Below are 20,469 nucleotides of genomic sequence, written 5' to 3'. Positions count from 1 at the left end.
TATTTACCAATAGAGTATTTTTTCTCTGCAATATATTTACAGATTAAAGGAAATTTCAATATGACTTTACAAAGAACGCTGTCAATTTTAAAACCAGATGCAACACGTCGTAATTTGACTGGTAAAATTAACGCTTTAATTGAAGGGACGGGATTAAAAATCGTTGGACAAAAACGTATTCAGCTAAGCAAGCAGCAAGCTGAAGCTTTTTATTCAGTTCATAAAGAACGTCCTTTTTTCAATGATTTGGTTGAATTTATGATAAGTGGTCCTGTCGTGGTTCAGGTTTTGGAGGGCGAAAACGCTGTTCAAAAAAATCGTGATATCATGGGTGCAACAGATCCTAAAAAAGCTCAGGCACACACGATTCGTGCGCAATTTGCTGAATCAATTGAGGCCAATTCAGTTCATGGATCTGATTCTGCCGAAAATGCAGCTATTGAAATTCGCTTCTTTTTTTCAGACATTGAAATCTGCGTATAAAACCAAAGGTTGGAGATCTTTATCTCCAACCTTTTTAAATTTATCCATTAATCAGGGTATCAGAAGTCGAATCAGCTTCAAATCCCAATAGAAAATTCTTTAAAACTCTTGGATAAAGAAGATGTTCTTGGTCCAATACACGTTTTGCCAAGGTGTTTTCTGTATCATCGGGAAGAACAGGAATTGCTGCCTGACCTAGAATAGGACCATCATCCATTTTTTCTGTTACGATATGAATGGTGCAACCATGTATCTTAACCCCTTTTTTAAGGGCTTTTTTATGGGTATCTAAACCAGGAAAAGCTGGTAAGAGACTTGGATGAATATTTAGGATTTTACCTTTCCATTCATTGATCAAAAACGGGCTTAAAAGTCGCATATAACCTGCAAGACAGATTGTTGTAACATGATGGGCTTGAAGGGCCGCATTAATTTGGCGTTCATGAGCTTGTCTGTTATTGCCAAAATCATAGTCATCAATGACTTGAGTGGAAATACCCGATTTGCGGGCGATTTCCAATCCTTCTGCATCTGGGTTATTACTAATGATCAACTCAATTGATGCTGGGAAAGAGGGTTTGGCACATGCATCAATAAGGGAACGCATATTTGAACCACGTCCGCTTATCATGATCGCTATACGTTTTTTCTTCGACATTTAAAGGGTTCTCACCTTGTTAATCAATTTCAGGAATAAAGGTAAAATCGGGTAGGTCGCTGAAGAATACCTGTTGATCATTATCGAGTTCGGTTTTTGGTTCAATCTGGCCAATGATATAAGCTTGGACATCGGTATCATTAAGTAGTTTATTCACGGCTTCAAAATCTGATGTGATCAATATCATGCCAATACCGCAATTAAATACTTTCAGCATTTCCTCTGGTTGAACGTTGCCAGCGTGGGCCAGCCATGAAAATACTGGTGGCATGGGCCAGCTTTGTCCGTCAACAACAGCCACAAGATTGTCTGGCAAAATACGTGGAAGATTGCCGACAATTCCACCGCCTGTAATATGGGCGGCCCCGTTCAGTAGACCAGCCTCATGAAGTTTTAGTACAGGTTTTACATAAAGCTGTGTCGGGGCGAGTAATGCCTCTCCGAGAAACTGGTTGGGATCGAAAGGTGCCACATCTTCCCATGACAGGTTTTGGGCTTTTACGATTGAGCGTACCAAGGAAAATCCGTTGGAATGAACACCATTTGATGTCAAAGCGATAATTTTATCACCGCTAGTGATATTTTTGGGTAGAATCTGATCTCTTTCAACTGCTCCAACGGCGAATCCGGCTAGATCATAATGCTTTTCCTTGTACATCCCCGGCATTTCCGCTGTTTCGCCACCAATCAAGGCACAGCCACTTGCTTCACAGGCCTTACTGATACTTTGTATGATACGTTGTGCCTGATCAAGCTCCAATTTTCCGGTAGCAAAATAATCGAGAAAAAACAAAGGTCTTGCACCTTGCACAACGATATCATTTACACACATTCCAACTAGATCAAATCCGATATTGTCGCACAGCCCTGTTTCGATTGCGGGCAAAAGCTTTGTTCCAACCCCGTCGGTTCCTGAAACAAGAATTGGATCTTGATAGCCGGTTGCTTTTAAGTCAAATAACGCACCAAATCCGCCCAGATTACCCATAACACCATTATTATGAGTTTGGGAGACAACCGGTTTTATAGCTTCGATCAATGCATCCCCTGTGGCAATACTGACACCAGCATTTTCATAGGTGATTTCATCCTGCTGGTTATTTAGTTCTGTATTCTCAGAAAAATCTGACTTCATTATTAAGCAGCCTTTATTCTTGCTTTATAGGTTTATCTTGAAATGGTTATAGGATAGTTTTACACCATAATAGGGTTTATAGGATAGATTGAATTTTGGTAAAGTAGTAATGCAGGAAAAAAATAAACAAAATTGTTTTTTTAATACGTCAAGGCAGCTCGCTTTACCCTTTACCTATCAGCCTCGTTTTATTTCTTCAGATTTTATAAATTCACCTTCAAATTTTGCTGCACGGACCTGGCTTGGGATTAGTAAAACAACCTACAATGTACCAGATTGGCCAGATCTTCGTTTGGCAATATGGGGAGATTCAGGAACAGGTAAAACGCATTTATTGCAAATATGGGCGGAAAGGGAACAGGCCCTATATATTCCAGCTTCTGCTTTACAACAAATCTCTTCTGTATATTGGTCCGAAAAATTACAAAATAAAGAAATAAAAGCCATTGTTATAGATGATGCCGATCTAGTCACTGATTTTCATTCATTGTTGCATATTTTAAACATGACCAAAGAGTTGCGGATCGTAACCGTTCTAGGAGGTCGTTCTCCACCAGCTCGATGGGAAGTTGAGTTGCCTGATTTGGCTAGCCGATTACGGTCGATCATAGCGATTAAAATTGAACAACCTGAAGAGGAATTATTACGGCTTTTATTTCTTCGGTTAGTAGCTGACAGGCAATTGGTTATTCCAACGTCCATTATGGATATTATTCAGTTACGATTACCAAGAACAGCTTTTGCAGTACGTCAGTTTATTGAACGATTAGATGAAATAACCCTTGTTGAACAGGGGGGGATGACCAGAAATCTTGTCATGAAAATTCTTGATGAATTGTCAATTTTATAATGATATAGAAATAATATGTTATAATTAGACGTGATTTTGAATTATTTAAAAAAATTAGAGGAAATTGTGTTAAAATTGATAAATTAATAAAATAATTTTTAATGCAAATAATTCAGTATAAAGTAATATTACATGATCCAAAAAAATCGAAAAAATATATCGAATATCAATCATTTGACACAAAATCAAATTGCTGTGAAACAGTCGGGTCGCAAAATTAAGCAGCGAAACAGTATTCAGATATCTAATAATATCAAAATGGATTATGAGCGTTTTATTAATCGGGAATTATCATGGCTTGATTTTAACCAAAGGGTCGTAGAGGAAGCCGAAAATAAACATAATCCACTTTTGGAAAGAGTACGTTTTTTATCCATTAGTGCAAGCAATCTTGATGAATTTTATTCCGTACGTGTTGCGGGACTGACCGGTCAAGTGAGAGAGGGGTTGATAGCACTTTCTCCTGATGGTTTAACACCTGCAGAACAATTAGTTGCCATTCAGGAAAGGGTTAAGGGACTATTTAGTGACCAGCAACGGATCTATCATGAACTTATAAAATTATTGAGTGACTCAGGTATTATTGTTTGTAAGGCAGAAGAGTTGAACAAGGAAGATCTGGCCTGGTTACATCAATTTTTTATGGAGCGTATTTTTCCAATCCTGACCCCTATTGCCTTGGATCCTGCTCATCCCATTCCATTTATACCGAATTTAAATCTCGCAATTGCTTTAAGATTGATTAGCCAAAATAGCAGCCGCAAATATGTGATGATTTTATTGCCGTCGCAGCTGTTGCGTTTTATACCTTTGCCTTTATCGTTATGTAGCAATAAAATTCAAAGATTTGTTTTATTAGAGGATTTGGTTAGGATATTTATTTCATCGATCTTTCCTGGATACAAAATTGCGAATTATGGCTTGTTACGCGTTATTCGTGATACAGATGTCGAATTTGAAGAAGAAGCGGAGGATCTGGTGAGATCCTATGAAACAGCCTTGAAAAGAAGAAGACGCGGGGTTGTGATTCATTTGGATATCGATGAACATTTCCCTCCAAAACTTGGTGAAATAGTTGCCCATGCTCTGGAAGTGCCTCCAGAAGAGGTGACGGTTCATAAGGGAATACTGGGATTGGTGGATGTTAAGCAACTCATTGTTGATAACAGGCCAGATCTTCTTTTTCCATATTATTCACCTCATCTTCCCGCGCGTATTCGGGAAAGTGCCGGGGACTGTTTTGCCCTGTTACGCTCAAAAGATTTGTTGGCATACCATCCTTTCGAGAGTTTTGATGTTGTGATTCAGTTTTTGCGTCAGGCGGCTCAAGACCCTCAGGTTTTAGCCATTAAACAAACTTTATATCGAACATCCCGGGACAGTCCCATTGTCAAAGCTTTAATTGAGGCGGCAGAAAATGGAATTTCCGTAACAGCCATTGTTGAATTAAGGGCCCGTTTTGATGAAGAAGCCAATATTCGTCTTTCACGGGATTTGGAGGCAGCCGGTGTGCAGGTTGTTTTCGGTTTTGCCGATTGGAAGACCCATGCAAAATTGAGTCTTGTTGTTAGAAGAGAGGGGGGAAACATACGCTCTTATGCCCATTTTGGCACTGGCAATTATCATCCGATTACAGCAAAAATTTATACTGATTTATCCTATTTTACCTGTAATGCCGAATTAACGCGTGATGCGGCCAAATTATTTAATTATGTCACGGGATATGCACGTCCTGACAAAATGGAAAAAATTGCGTTTTCACCTCTAACCATCCGTAAAACCTTAAATGAATTGATTGATGATGAAATTGCTTTTGTAAATGCAGGCAAACCGGGTGCGATGTGGCTTAAAATGAATTCTCTTGTGGATCCACAATTAATTGACAAATTATATGAGGCGTCTTGTGCAGGTGTAAAAATAAATATAATTGTTCGAGGAATTTGCTGTCTTCGTCCGGGTATCAAAAATCTTTCTGAAAATATATTTGTCAAATCAATTGTTGGCCGTTTTCTTGAACATGCCAGAGTCTTTGTATTTGGAAACGGGTACGAGCTTCCTTCAAGATCGGCTAAAGTCTATATGTCTTCTGCAGATTGGATGGAAAGAAATATGGATCGTCGGATCGAGGAAATGATACCTATTTTGCCAGAAGATATTCATTATAAAATTTTAAATCAGTTAATGGTTGCAAATTTGAAAGACAATATGCAGTCTTGGCAATTGGGGAGGGATAAAAAATGGAAACGTCTTGAATCTTCGGAACCTCCTTTTTCCGCACATAACTATTTTATGGAGAATCCCTCGTTGGATACAAGACCTTTGGATTAGACTATAATCTGCTATAATTTTTTTGCCTCAAAGGAAATAATAATGATCCATTCCTCTTCCTCAATACGATCAGCAATTGTTGATTTGGGCTCGAATTCCGTTCGTTTAGTTGTTTTTGAAGGAAGGGAGCGTAATCCCGTAATTATCTTTAATGAAAAAGCCACACTTAGATTGGGAAGCGGGTTGGAAAAAACAGGTAAACTCAATCCGCAAGGTGTCTTGTTAGCCGAAGATGTTTTTAAAAGGTTTTATGCAATTGCCACGACAATGAAGGCGGATCCATTTGTTGTCCTAGCGACTGCAGCGGTTAGAGATGCAGATGATGGACATGAATTTTTAAAAAAATTGCATAAATGGATGCCTTGTGTACCTGTTCAAATATTGACTGGCGAACAGGAAGCAGATTATGCCGCTGCAGGTGTAATATGCAGTATTCCGAATGCGGACGGTGTTGTTGCGGATATTGGTGGTGGCTCTATGGAGCTGGTGCAAATTTCAAATCAGCAGCGATATAATGCACAAACCTTGTCTTTGGGTGTTATTCGCCTGATGGATCGTGCAGGCAAGAAAATTCCAAAAGCGAATGTTATTGCGGGTAGGGATATAAAATCGGTTAAATGGTTGCATGAATCCAAAAAGAAAAAATTATATTTGGTCGGTGGCGCTTTTCGAGCAATGGCACAATTATATATGGAATACACTTCTTATCCGATTTGTATCGTTCATTATTACACGCTTTCTTATAGTGAAGCAAAAATTCTTGTGGATTGGATTTTACTTAAGCTAAAAGATGGAAATTTAAATACACAGGCCTTAATTCATAAAAGGTTAAACGATTTACCATATGCCGCCACGGTGTTGAAACAGTTATTAATGATTTTGAAACCGTCAAAAATTATTTTTTGCGCAGAGGGGGTTCGGGAAGGTTGGTATATGCGAAATGTTATTGCCGAACATAATCGTAATCAAAACCCACAAGAAGCTGCAGCTTTAGATATTTGTAAACGATTGGGTCGTGTACAGGAATTTCCTTCCGCCCTGATCAAGTGGACAGATTCACTTTTTAATAATGAAGATCAGGATATGCAGCAAAAACGCTGGGTAGCCTGTATGATTTCTGATTGTGGTTGTCATGACCATCCAGCCTATCGTAAAGAGCAGGCTTATTATCGTATTTTACGGATGGCCGGCATGGCGTTTGACCATCAGTTGCGAGCCTTCTTGGCCTTGACAATTGCGATACGTTATGATGCCACCATGAATGATAAATTCCTGTCTGCTTCCAAGAAAATTCTTTCTCCTAAACATTATGAACAGGCCGTGATATTGGGACTGGCATTTCGATTGGCATATACATTATCAGGAAATCTTCCCAACCTTTTGTTGAGAACACGATTAAAAGTTGGGAAAAAGAAACTTACATTATATTATTATCATCATCTGGATGCTGTTATCAGTGAGACAGTCTCACGTCGTTTGTCCCGATTAGGTCAATTGATGGGTCTTGATACGAAATTACTGCCTGACCATAAATGAATAAATTTATATAGATGCTTGCCTGACTATGAAGCAAATATAGAATGAAATTTATCATTCCATTTTAAAAAAAATTGAGGAAAGTAACTTATCACGATAGTGACTGCAAGCGCATTGATGGAGGTCAGGTTGACCCCAATTATCCAGCCTATCTTCCGCCAACATAAATGACAAAGTATAAAGCTGCAAAATATAAGCAACATACTGATAATTTTACAATAATATTTTACTTGTTTGTTTGAATACTGGTTTGGTAGTTTATCTTGAAATTTCTTCAGACTGCCAGCAAAAACGAATATGCCAAGAATATTTAACGTTATTATAAGTATGATCATGATAGATAAGATTTTTTATTTAAATAAGAGCAAAACAATAATGAAACAATACCTAAAATAAAAACTGTGCCATCCATTTTTATAAAAAGGAAATTTCCATTCAGCAACGAGGCTTTTATCAGGGTATTATTGAATAACAGATCCACAATAGGAAGAAGTAGACAGAGATAGCTGAATATTGTCATTAATTTTTTTAAGGCATTATTTGTATAGTTAAAATATGCTGATAAAAAACCGTAAATGCAGACAAGAAGACATATTGTGAAAAATAAAAAAATTTCATTATGGATTCTGTTTGGAAAATCAAAGGGAATAAATCGATTAATCCATAAAAGGGATATGAATCCTATAAGAGTTCCCATAATGACGCTAGTATTAATTCCTTCAATGGTTTTATATCCAATATAGGTTATTTTGTTTGTAAAAAGTTTATTTTTATGGCGATTAGAATAATATAAAAGACCAAAAGCTACACAAAACGCACTGCCCAATCCTAATATAAAATTGATAGTTCTGAATATGGCTCCACCTGCCCTGGCCATATGAATGCCAAAAATAACTTTTTCAGGATAACCAAACATGGGGGATAAGGAAGAATGTGATGTTAATTTTCCTGTAGTTTTATCAAAGCCGACTAGATTTTTAAAGCTGGTTAGATGACTATTGTTCGCTTCACTTATTTTTATTTCTTTAGGAGTAAAAAAAATGAATCCTGCGGGATTATTAAAATAACGTTCAGTTTCATTAACTAAATTGAGTAAATTTTGTTTAGATAATGTGTTCAGATTGTCTTTATATATATTTTCAGGTTTTGATTGAGGATGAGGAGAAGGTAGATAATGAGGAATGATGAATAAAAAACCGCTTAATGCTATTATAAAAAGAAATGGCAAGAAAATTACTCCAATGGACGTATGATAATTAAGTTGTTGTCGAAGGGGGGCAGCCTTGACCTGAAGGTTAAAAAGCATTTTGATAAAGGGTTTATAATGTAAAATCACACCAGTAATGATTGAAAGAATAAAGAAAAAAGCGACAATAAGTAAAATAAATTGTCCATATCTAGGATTCATATATAGTTTTTTATGAATGGAAACGATAAATGAAGCGCCTGCTGTATTTCGGACTGGAATAATATTCCCTTCATGAGGGTCAAGAACAATATTGCGTTTTATATTGCCCTTTAAATAGGAAACATATAGATAGGGATCGCGAGAAGAGGGAAGTTTAATTAAATTTTTGGGCATATTTTGGCTATATGTCCAAATTTTGTAGGCATTATCCAGTGCCTTGGAGGAAAGGGGGGCCGGTTTGACCCGTGCAAGTTCTGGCCGCATCCATTGATTGATTTCACTATCAAATAAGGTTAGGCTGCCTGAAATAATAATTATAAAAAGAAACCATCCACCTGCCATCCCTATCCAGCGATGAATGGATTTTATCAAGAATAAAGTTTTTTGATGCATAATATGATTTGTAACGCTTAATGATAATAATTATTATTATCAGAAATAATATAAAAGCAATAGTCTTGACATCATTATAGAGGAATTTAAATTTTTTATATATAAATAATAATTATAATAATAATGAAACATTTATATATAAAAAAGAATTCAGATGGTTGATAAGTAATAAGTTAGGTATTTTCAACAATTGTGATGGAAGCCTCGGGAACTCTTTGCAATTGGATAATATCCTTGTCTATATTTTCAAGAGATGTTGTGTCTGTATTATTGATTTGTCTTATGGCATGAAAATTGATGCATGAATTTTTAAAGGAATATCTTATTTTTATGACCTTCCATAGTTGATCAAGATAAAAAATGATATTTCCACAATTAATGTTTTGTACGGGGATATCTCTTACATTTATTTTAGAAGGCATAGTATTTCCTATTATAGTGTAAGTATAAGATTTGTGTTTTGTTTTATAAAGGTTGTTTGTAGTTTTAATTTAGTTATATTTGTTTTCTTTTAATAAAGGTATTTATTTAATAAAATTAAAGAGTATATTTGAATATTTTAAATAAAATGAGTAGATAAAAATATCAGCAAAATCTATTGCAATTTTTAGAAACAAAATTTTTTATTTTAATTGAAATGGGTTATTTTATTTAGAAAATATTATAACTTGTAAAAACTGTAGAATTTAAGTTATGACAGTAGAGATGGCTCTTGGAATATTCCCGTTATTTGTTTATGGATTATTAGTTGTAATAATGATCTTGATAATTATTTTTCAATTTTTTTTAAAAAAGAGAAAGTAACCCTAATCAAGTTTGACGTGAATAGATTCTATCAAATTTTCAAACATTTCCGTTGTTAATAATCTGGTACTTGTATTGTATTTTGATACATGATAGCTGTCGACTAGCGATATTTTTTTATTTAGTTGAATATATTGTCCATGCTTGAATTTCACTTTAGAATTCGAAATGTTAAAACATGACAAAATATTTTTATGTGCAATTACACCCAATGCCAAAATAATTTTTAAATTCATCATATTTTCAATTGCTGATTTCAAATAAGGGCGACAGTTTTTTTCCTCTTGCGTTGTTGGTTTATTTTGAGGTGGCACGCAACGAACGGCATTCAAGATTTTACAATTGATCAGGGTCAAACCATCATTGGGATCAGCCTGATAGGTTCCAGAGGCAAATTTGTATTTGATAAGAGTATTGTAGAGTAAAATGCCTGCATAATCTCCCGTGAAAGGACGCCCGGTCAAGTTTGCCCCTTTTAATCCCGGAGCTAGACCAACAACAAGTAATTCTGAATTAATATTCCCCCAGGTTGGAACAGGTGCATTCCAGCCTGTGGGAAATTTTTCTTTATTTTCTTCTCTAAAATTTTTAAGACGAGGACAAATGCTACAATTTATGTCAGGTGTTAAATTTATCATGAAATCAAATATTTTTTGAAAAAATAGACTGTAATAAAATTGGATATAAAGATTATGTATAGTTATTGTTGGGCTTCATTTGGCCGTCGAGTGAACTCGGGTGCAATGCTTGTTAATTCAATAAATTGATCGGCTTGTCTTCTTAATTCATCACCAATCATGGGTGGGTTGGTTTTGATAGAAGATACGACAGAAACACGTACCCCCTGTCGTTGAACGGATTCAACAAGGCGTCGTAAATCGGCATCACCACTGAATAATATGGCATGATCAATTTTTGGAGCAATTTCCATCATATCGACAGCCAATTCAATATCCATGCTTCCTTTTACCCTTCGCCGACCATTTTGGTCTGTAAATTCACGGGCATTCTTGGTAACCAGAAGAAACCCATTATAGGCTAACCAGTCAGTCAGGGGTTTTAATGGAGAATATTCTTCTGTATCCAGAACAGCAGAATAATAATAGGCACGAATGACGTTACATTGTTTTTTAAAAAAATTGAGTAAATTTCTGTAATCGACATCAAAATTCAGATTACGTGATGCGGAATAAAGGTTTGCTCCATCGATAAATAAGCAGACCTTTTCATTATTTTTAAGAAACATTTATAAGCACCTTAAAATTTTTGAAAGCAGGAGTTAAATAAGAATAAAAATCGTTATACATAATTTGTTTTATCAGTTATATCAACATTTTATAGGTTATATCAATTTTACATTAAAAGGCGAGATATTTTGTATCCTTGTGATGTAAATTTATTATTTAGGTAATTATTACAAAACTATGATTATTATTTCAATCGGAAGCAACCTTCCAGGAGCATGGGGAGACAACCCTTATGAAATGTGTCAAAAAGCATTTTATTATTTGGGTAAAAAACTTAATGATACCTCCATGATCGTTTCTCCAATGTACCAAACTACACCAATTCCGCCGTCATCTCAACCTTTATATATAAATGGTGTCATATTATTTGATAGTCAAATTCCATGCGAAGATTTACTGTCAATTTTAAATGATTTGGAGGACAAAGCAGGTAGAATACGTCAAAAGATAAATGAATCTCGCCCGCTTGACCTCGATATAATCGCATATCATGACAAAATCATCAAAGATTCATCACGATTGATCGTGCCGCATCCCCGGGCACATTTAAGGGCTTTTGTTTTATATCCCTTAAGAGATGTATTGCCAAATTGGGTTCATCCCGAAAGCAAGAAATCACTTGATGAATTAATATCAGAACTACCACCTGATCAGGGTATTGAACCTTACATTTGATTTCTTGATAAAAATATGATATTGGTTAAATCCTTTTGAATCTGGAGATTAATTTGAATGGCACGCGTTACTGTAGAAGATTGTGTTGAAAAAATTCCTAATCGTTTTGAATTGGTGCTTTATGCTTCACAACGAGCACGTAACATTTCAAGAGGTGAGGCGTTAACTATAGATCGTGACAATGATAAAAATCCAGTGGTTGCCCTAAGAGAAATTGCAGATGAAAAAATTGATCTTGCAACAATTAAAAATGATATTATCCGTACCCTGACTCGTGCTCCTGAACCTGAACCAGTGGAGGAAGAGGTTGCAGATCTGATCCCGGCGGAAAAAAATATCTTTGGCCTTCAAGATGTTTCAATCGAGGAAGAACAGGCCAAACCGACAAATTCCTTTGAGAACATTAATCAGATCATGCATGAATTGGATCGTCGTCGTATGGCTTCTGAAAATAAAGAGGAATAATTTAATTTTATTTTTCAGTTTTATAATCTATAAAATTAAATAAGAGTGTCATTTAATTTTTGGATTATAAGTGGAAAATATCAGCTTTCCCATAGCCTTGAGTGAAAGCAATCAAATTGATTGCGCTGGATTAATTGATCGTATTCGGAAATATGAGCCGGAGGCGAATGTTGCTTGTGTAGAGAAAGCTTTTAGAATTTCTGTTCAAGCACACGAGAAACAGTATCGTGACAATGGGGCTCCATATATTACACATCCTTTGGCTGTGGCAAATATTTTGGCTCATATGAAAGTTGACATTGCCTCTATCGTAACAGGTCTTTTGCATGATACGATAGAAGATACAGAAATTACCCGAGAATTTATAGAAAAAGAATTCAGCAAGGTTGTTGCAGATTTGGTGGATGGCGTTACCAAACTGACAAGGCTTGAATTACAATCTGATAAGACAAAACAAGCTGAAAATTTTCGTAAACTTGTCTTGGCGATGTCCAAGGATATACGTGTATTGATTGTCAAGCTTGCTGATCGTCTGCATAACATGCGTACTTTACACTATGTTCAAAGACTGGATCGTAGGCAGCGTATTGCTCGTGAAACAATGGATATTTACGCGCCATTGGCTGAACGTATCGGAATGGATAATGTGAAAAGGGAATTGCAAAATATTGCATTTTCTGTTTTGGAACCTGAGGCAGATGCTTCTATTAAAGCGCGTTTAAATTTCTTGCGTGGACAGGGTGCAGATATTATTGAGGAAGTCTGTGCCGAGCTTAAGGCAATCTGCCAAAAGGGTGGGTTGAAGCAGGTCGAGGTAACGGGAAGGGAAAAATCTTGTTACTCTATTTGGGAAAAAATGCAGCGAAGGCAGGTTACCTTTGAACAGCTTTCCGATATAATGGCATTTCGAATTGTGGTTGAAACCAAAGAGGATTGTTATACAGCCCTTGGAATAGTGCATAGTCATTACCCTGTTGTAGCCGGACGTTTTAAAGACTATATTTCAGCGCCCAAGGCCAATGGTTATCAGAGTATTCATACGGGGGTAACCTTGCGTTTTCCCCGCAATCAGAAAATTGAAATTCAAATCCGTACAAGAGAGATGCATGATATTGCTGAAAATGGTGTTGCGTCTCATTGGATATATAAGCAGCTGCCGATTATTAACAAAAACAGTAAAAATAATGACCAGGTTATTGGCATTGCTGCCAAGATGAAAAAATTACGCTGGGTTCAGGATCTTCTTGAAATTCTTGAAGATTCAACAGCCCCAGATGAATTTTTGGAAAATACGAAGCTGGAATTATATCAGGATCTCGTTTTTTGTTTCACACCGAAAGGGGAATTGATCCAGCTACCAAGAGGAGCGACACCTGTCGACTTTGCCTATGCGGTTCATAGTCAGGTTGGGGATCGTTGTGTTGGTGCAAAAGTGAATGGACGACTTATCCCCTTGCGCCAAAAATTAAAAAATGGCGATCAAGTGGAAATTATGACTGCACGGGAAGGTAACCCTTCTCCATCCTGGGAAAGATTTGTAGTTACTGGAAAAGCAAGAGCTCGAATTCGTCATTTTGTCAGTAATCAACAAAAAGAATTGAAAATGGAAGCTGGACGCGTTGCGTTGGCTAAGGCTTTTCGGCAGGAAGGTGTTGATGGATCACAAAAAATTCTTGAAACTGTTTTAAAGAATTTTAAACAAACCTCTCTTGATGAATTATATATAGCGGTGGGTAGCGATAATATTTCTGCCAAAGATATAGTATATGTTGCTTACCCAGAATTAAAACCTATTAAACGTGCCCCTCGTTTTGTGCCCGGGTTAAGCGATAAAGGTCGTATTAGCCAAAATAAAAATAAAGACGATCATAAATTCTCTTCCCCATTGAAAGGTATGGATAAGGGAATTGTGGTTCATTTTGCGGGTTGCTGTCATCCAATTCCTGATGATGCCATTGTTGGTATTGTTGCAACAGGTAAGGGGATCACTATTCATCGCAAGGAATGTTCAACATTAAACAGTTTTTCTGCTACCCCAGAACGTTTTATGAGTTTGGATTGGGACTATGATATATTAAACCAGGTGAATAGACAGAAAAATTATACAGCGCGTATTAAAATTGTGGCGGAAAACGACAACGTCATTCTGGCAACTATTGCCAATCGTATTGTTCAGTATGATGGTTCTTTGATAAATTTGAAAATTGTTAACCGACATATGGATTTCATCGAAATTCTTTTGGATGTGGAAGTTAAAGATCTTACACATTTAAATCAGGTTATCAATGGTTTGCAAATGGTCAAGGGGATTGTCCATGTTGAACGATCATGTTCATGATTAATGGAGAAATAAAGTGATTATTGGTATTGGGTCAGATTTATGTGACATTCGTCGTATCGAAAAAGTCATTACACACCATAAGGAACGTTTTCTTCATCGTATATTTACTGATAAAGAGATAAAAAAGGCTGAAATGCGATCAGACAAACTTAAGTCTGGAACTTATGCCAAGCGGTGGGCAGCAAAGGAGGCCTGTGCCAAGGCATTGGGTACGGGATTTACAGAAGAGGTTTTTTACAAGGATATTGAAATTGTCAATAACGAAAAAGGTAAACCGACATTAAGATTATATAATGGCGCTTTCAGATCTTTACAAAAATTAATTGATAAAAATAAAAAAACGAATATTTTATTGACTATGAGTGACGAATATCCTTATGCATTTGCGCAAGTTATTATTGAAATGCTTCCAATGAATACCGTAAATGAACAGTGATCGTGAAACTTTGAAATACCGCATCTAAATCGGGCACCTATTAGGAATTTAACAAGATAGATTGTTTATATGGAAAATAATCAGGATAAGATAAATAAACCTGTAAAAGATACAGGAAATAATGAAAAACATGATTCAATATGGCATCAGATCAAGGAATTGATTTCTACTATCTTTTGGGGTGGTCTTATTATTCTTGTTATACGCATTTTACTATTCGAGCCCTGCAATATCCCATCTGGTTCAATGATCCCGACCCTTTTGGTTGGGGATTATATTTTTGTTAGTAAATACAGTTATGGGTATTCTCGCTATTCCTTACCTTTCTATCATCCGGATCTTAAAGGCAGGCTATGGTATAAAGCTCCGAAAAGAGGAGATGTAGCTGTTTTCAGAAGTACTAAGCCTCCCTACGATTACTACGTAAAAAGAATTATCGGTTTGCCGGGAGACACTGTTCAGGTAAAAAATAGTGTTTTATACGTAAATGGCAAGGCCGTTGAACGTCAATTTAGAGGAGAATATCACTATAAAGAGAATTCTTCTGTTCCTGTTGAAGTGGATCATCGATTTACTGAATTCCTACCAGCCAATAGTAAAATTGTTAAACACGATATTCTGCAAAAAGATTTTGATGAATATGAACAATCTCCCTATTTATGGAATGGGGAATTAAACGTAAATAATACTGTTATCTACAAGGTGCCTCAGGGACATTTTTTCGCTATGGGTGATAATCGTGAACATAGTGCGGACAGTCGATTCACAGATCCTAATTCGCCAGATTATCTTGGATATGTCCCAATTGATCACTTAATCGGGAAAGTGCAGTTTATTTTTTATTCTTATGATAGTCAGCATCCAGTTTGGCAATTTTGGTATTGGCCAGTTGAAATACGTTGGGATAGATTGTTTAAAGCGGTAAAATGACAAAAATAACTATTAACTCCCTGAATTCTTCTGAAAAAGAACTTGAAAATAAACTGGGATATGAATTTGTAAAAAAGTCATTGTTCCGAAAGGCTTTAACCCATCGTTCCGCAGTGTATGAACAAAAATATGCACATAAAAAAAGGAAAAGAGCCCGGTCAAATGAACGGTTGGAGTTTATTGGTGATCGTGTTTTAGGATTGGTGATGGCGGAATGGTTATTGGAACGTTTTCCGGATGAGCAGGAAGGTGATCTTGGACCTCGTCATGCCAATCTTGTGTCCAAAACAGTTTTGGCAAAAATAGCATCAAAACTTGAAATTCATAACAGTATTCATGTTGCGTCACATGAAGAAAAAGCCGGGGTCAATTATACCGAAAGTGTTCTGGCTGATGCTGTAGAGGCTATTTTGGGGGCAATGTATCTTGATGGAGGACTTGAACCTGTTAGAAAATTCGTCCGTAAATTATGGGTTGATATTATGAAAGCGCAGGCGCTGCCTCCCAAAGATTCAAAAACAGCATTGCAAGAATGGCTGTTGACAAGAGGATTGCCTTTACCAGTATATGAATTGGTTTCCCAGGAGGGTCCGTCCCATACGCCTGTATTTATTATAAACGTCAAGGCACAAAATATGGAGGGACAAGGTAAAGGGGGAAGCAAAAGAAGTGCACAGAGTGCGGCAGCCAAGGATTTGCTAGGCAAACTAAATAAGGTTAATAAAATCAAGAGACAGGGTAATAAGTGATGCGTTGCGGTTTTGTTGCATTAATAGGCGCACCAAATGCTGGTAAATCAACTTTGTTAAATCAAATGGTAGGGGCGAAATTGTCAATTGTCAGCCCCAAGGCACAAACAACAAGAATGAGGATATTGGGAATTGTTATGCATCAGCAATCTCAAATTCTTTTGGTCGATACACCAGGTATATTTAAGCCTAAAAGACGTCTGGACGAATTGATGGTTTCAAATGCCTGGACCGGTGCGGTGGATTCAGATATAACCCTTTTTATTCTGGATGCACATAATGGATTAAATGAAGAGATTAACCTTATAATTCAAAAATTGAAGGAAACTAGCCACCGTATTTGGTTGGTATTAAATAAAATTGATAAAATTATCCCCCAGAAACTGTTACCTCTTGCAGATCAGGTTAATAGTTTACTTTCAATAGAACGTAGTTTTATGGTGAGTGCGAAAAAGGGGAATGGTGTAAATGATTTAATGGAAGCACTGGCAAAAGAGGTTCCTGAAGGGCCATGGTTGTATCCAGATGATGATTTGACCAATTTGCCAGACCGGTTGCTTGCTGCCGAGTTGGTGCGTGAACAAATTTTTATGAAGACTCATGAAGAAATTCCTTATGCAATAACCGTTGAAACAGAAAGTTTCAAAGAAAAATCTGATTATTCAATACGGGTTGATTTGGTAATATATGTCTCTAAACCCAATCACAAAGCGATTATAATTGGGCATCAAGGACAAAAAATACGAATGATCGGTGAACGGGCCCGAAAAGAACTTTCTCGTTTATTGGAACGGCCATGTCACGTTTTTTTAACAGTTAAGGAAAGAAAGAATTGGGATAGTGAAAATAATCGATTAAAAGCCATAGGGCTTGATCTTTCATAGGATAAGCATTGTTTGTTAATCAATTAAAATTTATTTTCATTCTTTCAAAATTTTAATGGCTGATATAATATCTTTAACCACTTAAAAACTTTATTTACAATGTGAATTTATAATGGTTTCTTCAGAAAAAATTGTTCCTAAACGAGTTTTATTGAAAATTTCAGGTGAGGCTTTACTGGGTGAAGGTAGTTATGGTATCGATCCCAAAGTTGCAAACGCTATTGTAAGCGATATCGCCAATGTTGTTAAGTCTGGTGTGGAAGTTTGTTTGGTAATCGGTGGTGGCAATATTTTTCGTGGCATGACTGCAGCCTCCAAGGGAATAGATCGTGTTCATGGTGATTATGCTGGAATGCTGGCTACAGTGATTAACGCAATTGTTTTGCATAATGTTTTGGAACAGCATCATATTGAAAGCTGTATCATGTCGGCGATTGATATTCCTCAGATTGCAGAAAATTATGTAAGAAACAAGGCCATTTCACATATAAAACAGGGACGGGTGGTTATTTTTGCGGCGGGTACGGGAAATCCCTATTTTACTACGGATACAGCTGCAGCGTTGCGAGCCATTGAGATGGGATGTGATATTATGCTGAAAGGGACACAGGTTGACGGTGTCTATGATAGCGACCCCAAGAACAATCCTGATGCCAAAAGATATGATACAATCACCTATTCTGAGGCTCTCATCAAGGAATTAAATATCATGGATGCGACGGCTTTTAGTCTGGCTCAGGATAATAAGTTGCCAATAATAGTGTTTAATGTACACAAAGAGGGCAATTTTGAAAATGTGTTATTGGGGAATGGTGTTTGTACCAGAGTGGTTGCTTCTTCTTCAAATCATAAGTAAAAGATAAATTAAATAATCTTAATAATTTTAAAAGGTGTTGATGTGGTTGATGATATTAATAGTTTAAAGCAGGATCTGACACGACGTATGCAGAGTGCTATTGAATCTTTTAAGCATGATCTGGCAGGGTTGCGTTCGGGACGTGCAACTCCGGCCTTGCTGGAGCCTATTCGCGTTGATGCTTATGGAAGCATTACACCAATTACTCAGGTCGCTTCCATTACAGCGCCAGAATCACGAATGTTATCTGTTCAAGTATGGGACAAGACGCTAGCATCCGCTGTAGACAAGGCGATAAGGGAAAGTGGGTTGGGATTGAATCCTATTCCTGACGGGCAATTAATTAGAGTGCCTATTCCACAGTTGACTGAAGAGCGACGTAATGAAATGGTTAAGGCTGCAAGCCGGTATGCTGAAAATGCAAAAATTGCGGTGAGGGGTGTTCGTCGTGATGGAATGGACAAAACCAAAGCTGCTGAAAAAAAAGGTGAAATCAGCCAAGATGATGTAAAAGATTGGTCTGATGAAATTCAGAAAATAACAGATCAGTATGTCAATAAAATTGATGAGGTTTTTGCTGAAAAAGAACGTGACATTAAACAGGTATAGATCATAAACATCAGGTTGATAATTAATGGTTTTACCTACTGTTCATGATAATGTCAAAATATCATCAACAATGGATGATTGTGAAATACCCCAACATGTTGCGATCATTATGGATGGCAACAGTCGTTGGGCGGCTGCAAGAGGATTGCCGAGAATTGCCGGACATCGTGCAGGTGCACAGGCGGTTAAACGAAGTATAGAATTTGCTATTGAAAAAAAGATAAGATGGTTGACTCTTTATGCGTTTTCTTCTGAAAATTGGCAAAGAACTCCAGAGGAAGTATCAGATTTAACCGGCCTTTTGAAATTTTACCTTAAAAGTGAAGTTAAAAAGCTTCATAAGCAGAATATTCGTATTCGTATAATTGGTGATATTACACGTTTTGACCAAAATCTTCAAAACGATTTGCATGCAGTGGAATATTTGACAAAGAATAATGATGCGCTTGTCCTGACTTTGGCTCTTTCCTATGGAGGGAGAGGAGAGGTTATTCAGGCAGTTAAAAGAATTTGTCAGGATCGGGTTGACAAGTTGCTTGATTTACGGGACATAACAGAAGATTTATTTGCATCATATCTTTTTACGGCAGATATACCAGATCCAGATCTTATTTTACGAACAAGTGGTGAAAGCAGATTATCAAATTTTCTTTTATGGCAGGCCGCTTATGCTGAATTAATTTTCATTGATACGCTTTGGCCAGATTTTGACAAAAAGGATTTTGATAGGGTTATAGATATTTATATTCGTCGGGAACGACGTTTTGGTGCCAGACCGGGATTAGAAGATAGTGAATAGTAATCAGCAAGCTTCCTGGCAGGATTTGCCTGTACGAATTGTTTCTGCAGTGATTATTGTTCCTGTTGCTTTGATTTGTATCGTATGGGGTGAATGGTATTACATCGGTATGATTTCCATTATAAGTATCGTAATGGTATATGAATGGGAAAATCTTTTTAAAATTAGTTATAAAAATTTTAAGGGGTGCCTGTTTTTATTTTGGCCTGTTATAGCCTATTGCGCCGCCCTTGAAGGGATGTGGACACAATCGCTTTATATCATATTGGGATTTGCCTTTATCTTTGGACCACAATTATGGTTGGGATCAGTGATTATCGGTGGCGCTGGTTTATCTTTATTATGGCTACGATTTATGACAGGCTTTCAAACCTGGATGATCATCTGGATTGTTTCGGTTGTTATTGCAAGTGACAGTTGTGCCTATCTTGTTGGAAAGCTTGTTGGTGGACCCAAACTCATTCCTTCTGTCTCTCCTGGCAAAACCTGGTCGGGGGCTATAGGCGGATTGATTGGTGCTGGGTGCATAGGCGCCTGTATCATTGGATATTTGAATCAAGGAATAGGACATTCCTATCTTATCGGATGTATTTTGAGTGTTCTTATCGGTATTATGGCGCAAATTGGTGATTTGCTTGAAAGTAAACTTAAACGTATTTTAGGTGTTAAAGATTCAGGCAAAATTATTCCGGGACATGGGGGGGTTCTGGATCGTTGCGATGCTTTGTTGACAGTATCAATTTTGGTTGCTCTTCTTACTTTCTTTCTGCCATCTGAAATAGAGGGTGTCAAATGGAATGGTGGATCGCTAGCTAATAATCAATTAATATTTAATATAAAACCTAATATACCTTTATATTTGTTTAAATAATAAAGGGAGCAT

Annotated in this window: 21 protein-coding genes; 15 read left to right on the top strand and 6 right to left on the bottom strand. The window is 36.8% G+C overall.

The window, feature by feature from the left end; translation table 11 throughout:
• Positions 1 to 60: 60 nt before the first annotated feature.
• Positions 61 to 483: a nucleoside-diphosphate kinase gene (gene ndk, locus H3T46_RS02580; RefSeq protein ID WP_110438175.1), complete on the top strand. Its 423-nt coding sequence runs from the start codon at positions 61 to 63 to the stop codon at positions 481 to 483.
• 40 nt (positions 484 to 523) lie between these two features.
• On the opposite strand, the gene purN is transcribed toward ndk, so the two are convergent.
• Both purN and purM read right to left on the bottom strand, forming a co-directional pair.
• Complete coding sequence (purN, locus tag H3T46_RS02575) at positions 524 to 1,141, bottom strand: phosphoribosylglycinamide formyltransferase (RefSeq protein ID WP_110438174.1); 618 nt, start codon at positions 1,139 to 1,141, stop codon at positions 524 to 526.
• A gap of 19 nt (positions 1,142 to 1,160) precedes the next feature.
• Positions 1,161 to 2,276 carry a phosphoribosylformylglycinamidine cyclo-ligase gene (gene purM, locus H3T46_RS02570; protein WP_198197321.1) on the bottom strand — a complete coding sequence of 372 codons (1,116 nt, stop codon included), beginning with the start codon at positions 2,274 to 2,276 and terminating at the stop codon, positions 1,161 to 1,163.
• Positions 2,277 to 2,385: 109 nt separating this feature from the next.
• On the opposite strand from purM, the gene H3T46_RS02565 reads away from it, so the two are divergent.
• The 3 genes from H3T46_RS02565 to H3T46_RS02555 all read left to right on the top strand — a co-directional run bounded on the left by H3T46_RS02565 (position 2,386) and on the right by H3T46_RS02555 (position 6,990).
• Entirely contained in the window at positions 2,386 to 3,126 is a 741-nt protein-coding gene (locus H3T46_RS02565) for a DnaA ATPase domain-containing protein (protein ID WP_155580535.1), read from the top strand.
• Between the two features lie 132 nt (positions 3,127 to 3,258).
• The gene (locus H3T46_RS02560) at positions 3,259 to 5,454 is read left to right on the top strand and encodes an RNA degradosome polyphosphate kinase (protein ID WP_198197320.1); all 2,196 of its coding nucleotides are present in this window, start codon (positions 3,259 to 3,261) and stop codon (positions 5,452 to 5,454) included.
• 42 nt (positions 5,455 to 5,496) lie between these two features.
• Entirely contained in the window at positions 5,497 to 6,990 is a 1,494-nt protein-coding gene (locus H3T46_RS02555; RefSeq protein WP_198197319.1) for a Ppx/GppA family phosphatase, read from the top strand.
• Positions 6,991 to 7,321: 331 nt separating this feature from the next.
• Here the strand turns inward: H3T46_RS02555 and H3T46_RS02550 are convergent, their stop codons facing one another.
• From H3T46_RS02550 to H3T46_RS02535, 4 genes are all read right to left on the bottom strand, one after another.
• Positions 7,322 to 8,791 (bottom strand): PepSY domain-containing protein, encoded by a 1,470-nt coding sequence (locus H3T46_RS02550; RefSeq protein ID WP_198197318.1) that lies wholly within the window; start codon positions 8,789 to 8,791, stop codon positions 7,322 to 7,324.
• A gap of 173 nt (positions 8,792 to 8,964) precedes the next feature.
• On the bottom strand, positions 8,965 to 9,213 hold the full coding sequence (locus tag H3T46_RS02545; protein ID WP_155565591.1) for a hypothetical protein: 249 nt from the start codon (positions 9,211 to 9,213) through the stop codon (positions 8,965 to 8,967).
• Between the two features lie 384 nt (positions 9,214 to 9,597).
• A complete protein-coding gene (locus tag H3T46_RS02540) occupies positions 9,598 to 10,233 on the bottom strand; it encodes a uracil-DNA glycosylase (protein ID WP_198197317.1) in 636 nt (211 codons plus the stop codon).
• 62 nt (positions 10,234 to 10,295) lie between these two features.
• Positions 10,296 to 10,841: an NYN domain-containing protein gene (locus H3T46_RS02535; RefSeq protein ID WP_110438165.1), complete on the bottom strand. Its 546-nt coding sequence runs from the start codon at positions 10,839 to 10,841 to the stop codon at positions 10,296 to 10,298.
• Between the two features lie 178 nt (positions 10,842 to 11,019).
• Here H3T46_RS02535 and folK point away from each other — a divergent pair, with 178 nt between their 5' ends.
• From folK to H3T46_RS02480, 11 genes are all read left to right on the top strand, one after another.
• Complete coding sequence (folK, locus tag H3T46_RS02530; protein WP_155565589.1) at positions 11,020 to 11,517, top strand: 2-amino-4-hydroxy-6-hydroxymethyldihydropteridine diphosphokinase; 498 nt, start codon at positions 11,020 to 11,022, stop codon at positions 11,515 to 11,517.
• A gap of 57 nt (positions 11,518 to 11,574) precedes the next feature.
• Positions 11,575 to 11,982, top strand: a complete 408-nt coding sequence (rpoZ, locus tag H3T46_RS02525; RefSeq protein WP_110438163.1) for a DNA-directed RNA polymerase subunit omega — start codon at positions 11,575 to 11,577, stop codon at positions 11,980 to 11,982.
• 70 nt (positions 11,983 to 12,052) lie between these two features.
• The gene (locus tag H3T46_RS02520) at positions 12,053 to 14,320 is read left to right on the top strand and encodes a bifunctional (p)ppGpp synthetase/guanosine-3',5'-bis(diphosphate) 3'-pyrophosphohydrolase (RefSeq protein WP_110438162.1); all 2,268 of its coding nucleotides are present in this window, start codon (positions 12,053 to 12,055) and stop codon (positions 14,318 to 14,320) included.
• A gap of 16 nt (positions 14,321 to 14,336) precedes the next feature.
• Entirely contained in the window at positions 14,337 to 14,759 is a 423-nt protein-coding gene (gene acpS / locus H3T46_RS02515; protein ID WP_122123716.1) for a holo-ACP synthase, read from the top strand.
• Positions 14,760 to 14,828: 69 nt separating this feature from the next.
• The gene (gene lepB, locus H3T46_RS02510) at positions 14,829 to 15,689 is read left to right on the top strand and encodes a signal peptidase I (protein ID WP_155565588.1); all 861 of its coding nucleotides are present in this window, start codon (positions 14,829 to 14,831) and stop codon (positions 15,687 to 15,689) included.
• Complete coding sequence (gene rnc, locus H3T46_RS02505; RefSeq protein WP_110438159.1) at positions 15,686 to 16,438, top strand: ribonuclease III; 753 nt, start codon at positions 15,686 to 15,688, stop codon at positions 16,436 to 16,438. The genes lepB and rnc overlap by 4 nt, the downstream gene beginning before the upstream one ends.
• Complete coding sequence (gene era / locus H3T46_RS02500) at positions 16,438 to 17,322, top strand: GTPase Era (protein WP_198197316.1); 885 nt, start codon at positions 16,438 to 16,440, stop codon at positions 17,320 to 17,322. Before rnc ends, era begins: the two co-directional genes overlap by 1 nt.
• A gap of 112 nt (positions 17,323 to 17,434) precedes the next feature.
• Positions 17,435 to 18,178, top strand: coding sequence for a UMP kinase (gene pyrH / locus H3T46_RS02495; RefSeq protein ID WP_198194876.1), 744 nt, complete (start codon positions 17,435 to 17,437; stop codon positions 18,176 to 18,178).
• A gap of 87 nt (positions 18,179 to 18,265) precedes the next feature.
• Positions 18,266 to 18,787: a ribosome recycling factor gene (gene frr / locus H3T46_RS02490; protein ID WP_155565942.1), complete on the top strand. Its 522-nt coding sequence runs from the start codon at positions 18,266 to 18,268 to the stop codon at positions 18,785 to 18,787.
• Between the two features lie 25 nt (positions 18,788 to 18,812).
• On the top strand, positions 18,813 to 19,586 hold the full coding sequence (locus tag H3T46_RS02485; protein WP_232349948.1) for an isoprenyl transferase: 774 nt from the start codon (positions 18,813 to 18,815) through the stop codon (positions 19,584 to 19,586).
• Positions 19,579 to 20,457, top strand: coding sequence for a phosphatidate cytidylyltransferase (locus H3T46_RS02480; RefSeq protein WP_198197315.1), 879 nt, complete (start codon positions 19,579 to 19,581; stop codon positions 20,455 to 20,457). Before H3T46_RS02485 ends, H3T46_RS02480 begins: the two co-directional genes overlap by 8 nt.
• The last annotated feature ends 12 nt before the right edge of the window (positions 20,458 to 20,469 follow it).

Source organism: Commensalibacter sp. M0133 (assembly GCF_016101485.1).
Lineage (GTDB): Bacteria > Pseudomonadota > Alphaproteobacteria > Acetobacterales > Acetobacteraceae > Commensalibacter > Commensalibacter melissae.
The sequence above is the reverse complement of the archived record's forward strand: the minus strand, read 5'-3'. Positions and strand labels throughout refer to the sequence as shown.

What these genes read in the sequence shown, in the direction of transcription:
- H3T46_RS02555 (WP_198197319.1), top strand. Translation starts at nt 5,497, where the DNA reads ATGATCCATTCCTCTTCCTCAATACGATCAGCAATTGTTGATTTGGGC.
- era (WP_198197316.1), top strand. Translation starts at nt 16,438, where the DNA reads ATGCGTTGCGGTTTTGTTGCATTAATAGGCGCACCAAATGCTGGTAAA.
- rpoZ (WP_110438163.1), top strand. Translation starts at nt 11,575, where the DNA reads ATGGCACGCGTTACTGTAGAAGATTGTGTTGAAAAAATTCCTAATCGT.
- purM (WP_198197321.1), bottom strand. Translation starts at nt 2,276, where the DNA reads ATGAAGTCAGATTTTTCTGAGAATACAGAACTAAATAACCAGCAGGAT.
- rnc (WP_110438159.1), top strand. Translation starts at nt 15,686, where the DNA reads ATGACAAAAATAACTATTAACTCCCTGAATTCTTCTGAAAAAGAACTT.
- folK (WP_155565589.1), top strand. Translation starts at nt 11,020, where the DNA reads ATGATTATTATTTCAATCGGAAGCAACCTTCCAGGAGCATGGGGAGAC.
- H3T46_RS02485 (WP_232349948.1), top strand. Translation starts at nt 18,813, where the DNA reads ATGGTTTTACCTACTGTTCATGATAATGTCAAAATATCATCAACAATG.
- H3T46_RS02565 (WP_155580535.1), top strand. Translation starts at nt 2,386, where the DNA reads ATGCAGGAAAAAAATAAACAAAATTGTTTTTTTAATACGTCAAGGCAG.
- ndk (WP_110438175.1), top strand. Translation starts at nt 61, where the DNA reads ATGACTTTACAAAGAACGCTGTCAATTTTAAAACCAGATGCAACACGT.
- frr (WP_155565942.1), top strand. Translation starts at nt 18,266, where the DNA reads ATGCAGAGTGCTATTGAATCTTTTAAGCATGATCTGGCAGGGTTGCGT.
- H3T46_RS02535 (WP_110438165.1), bottom strand. Translation starts at nt 10,841, where the DNA reads ATGTTTCTTAAAAATAATGAAAAGGTCTGCTTATTTATCGATGGAGCA.
- H3T46_RS02560 (WP_198197320.1), top strand. Translation starts at nt 3,259, where the DNA reads ATGATCCAAAAAAATCGAAAAAATATATCGAATATCAATCATTTGACA.
- purN (WP_110438174.1), bottom strand. Translation starts at nt 1,141, where the DNA reads ATGTCGAAGAAAAAACGTATAGCGATCATGATAAGCGGACGTGGTTCA.
- H3T46_RS02540 (WP_198197317.1), bottom strand. Translation starts at nt 10,233, where the DNA reads ATGATAAATTTAACACCTGACATAAATTGTAGCATTTGTCCTCGTCTT.
- lepB (WP_155565588.1), top strand. Translation starts at nt 14,829, where the DNA reads ATGGAAAATAATCAGGATAAGATAAATAAACCTGTAAAAGATACAGGA.
- H3T46_RS02545 (WP_155565591.1), bottom strand. Translation starts at nt 9,213, where the DNA reads ATGCCTTCTAAAATAAATGTAAGAGATATCCCCGTACAAAACATTAAT.
- pyrH (WP_198194876.1), top strand. Translation starts at nt 17,435, where the DNA reads ATGGTTTCTTCAGAAAAAATTGTTCCTAAACGAGTTTTATTGAAAATT.
- H3T46_RS02550 (WP_198197318.1), bottom strand. Translation starts at nt 8,791, where the DNA reads ATGCATCAAAAAACTTTATTCTTGATAAAATCCATTCATCGCTGGATA.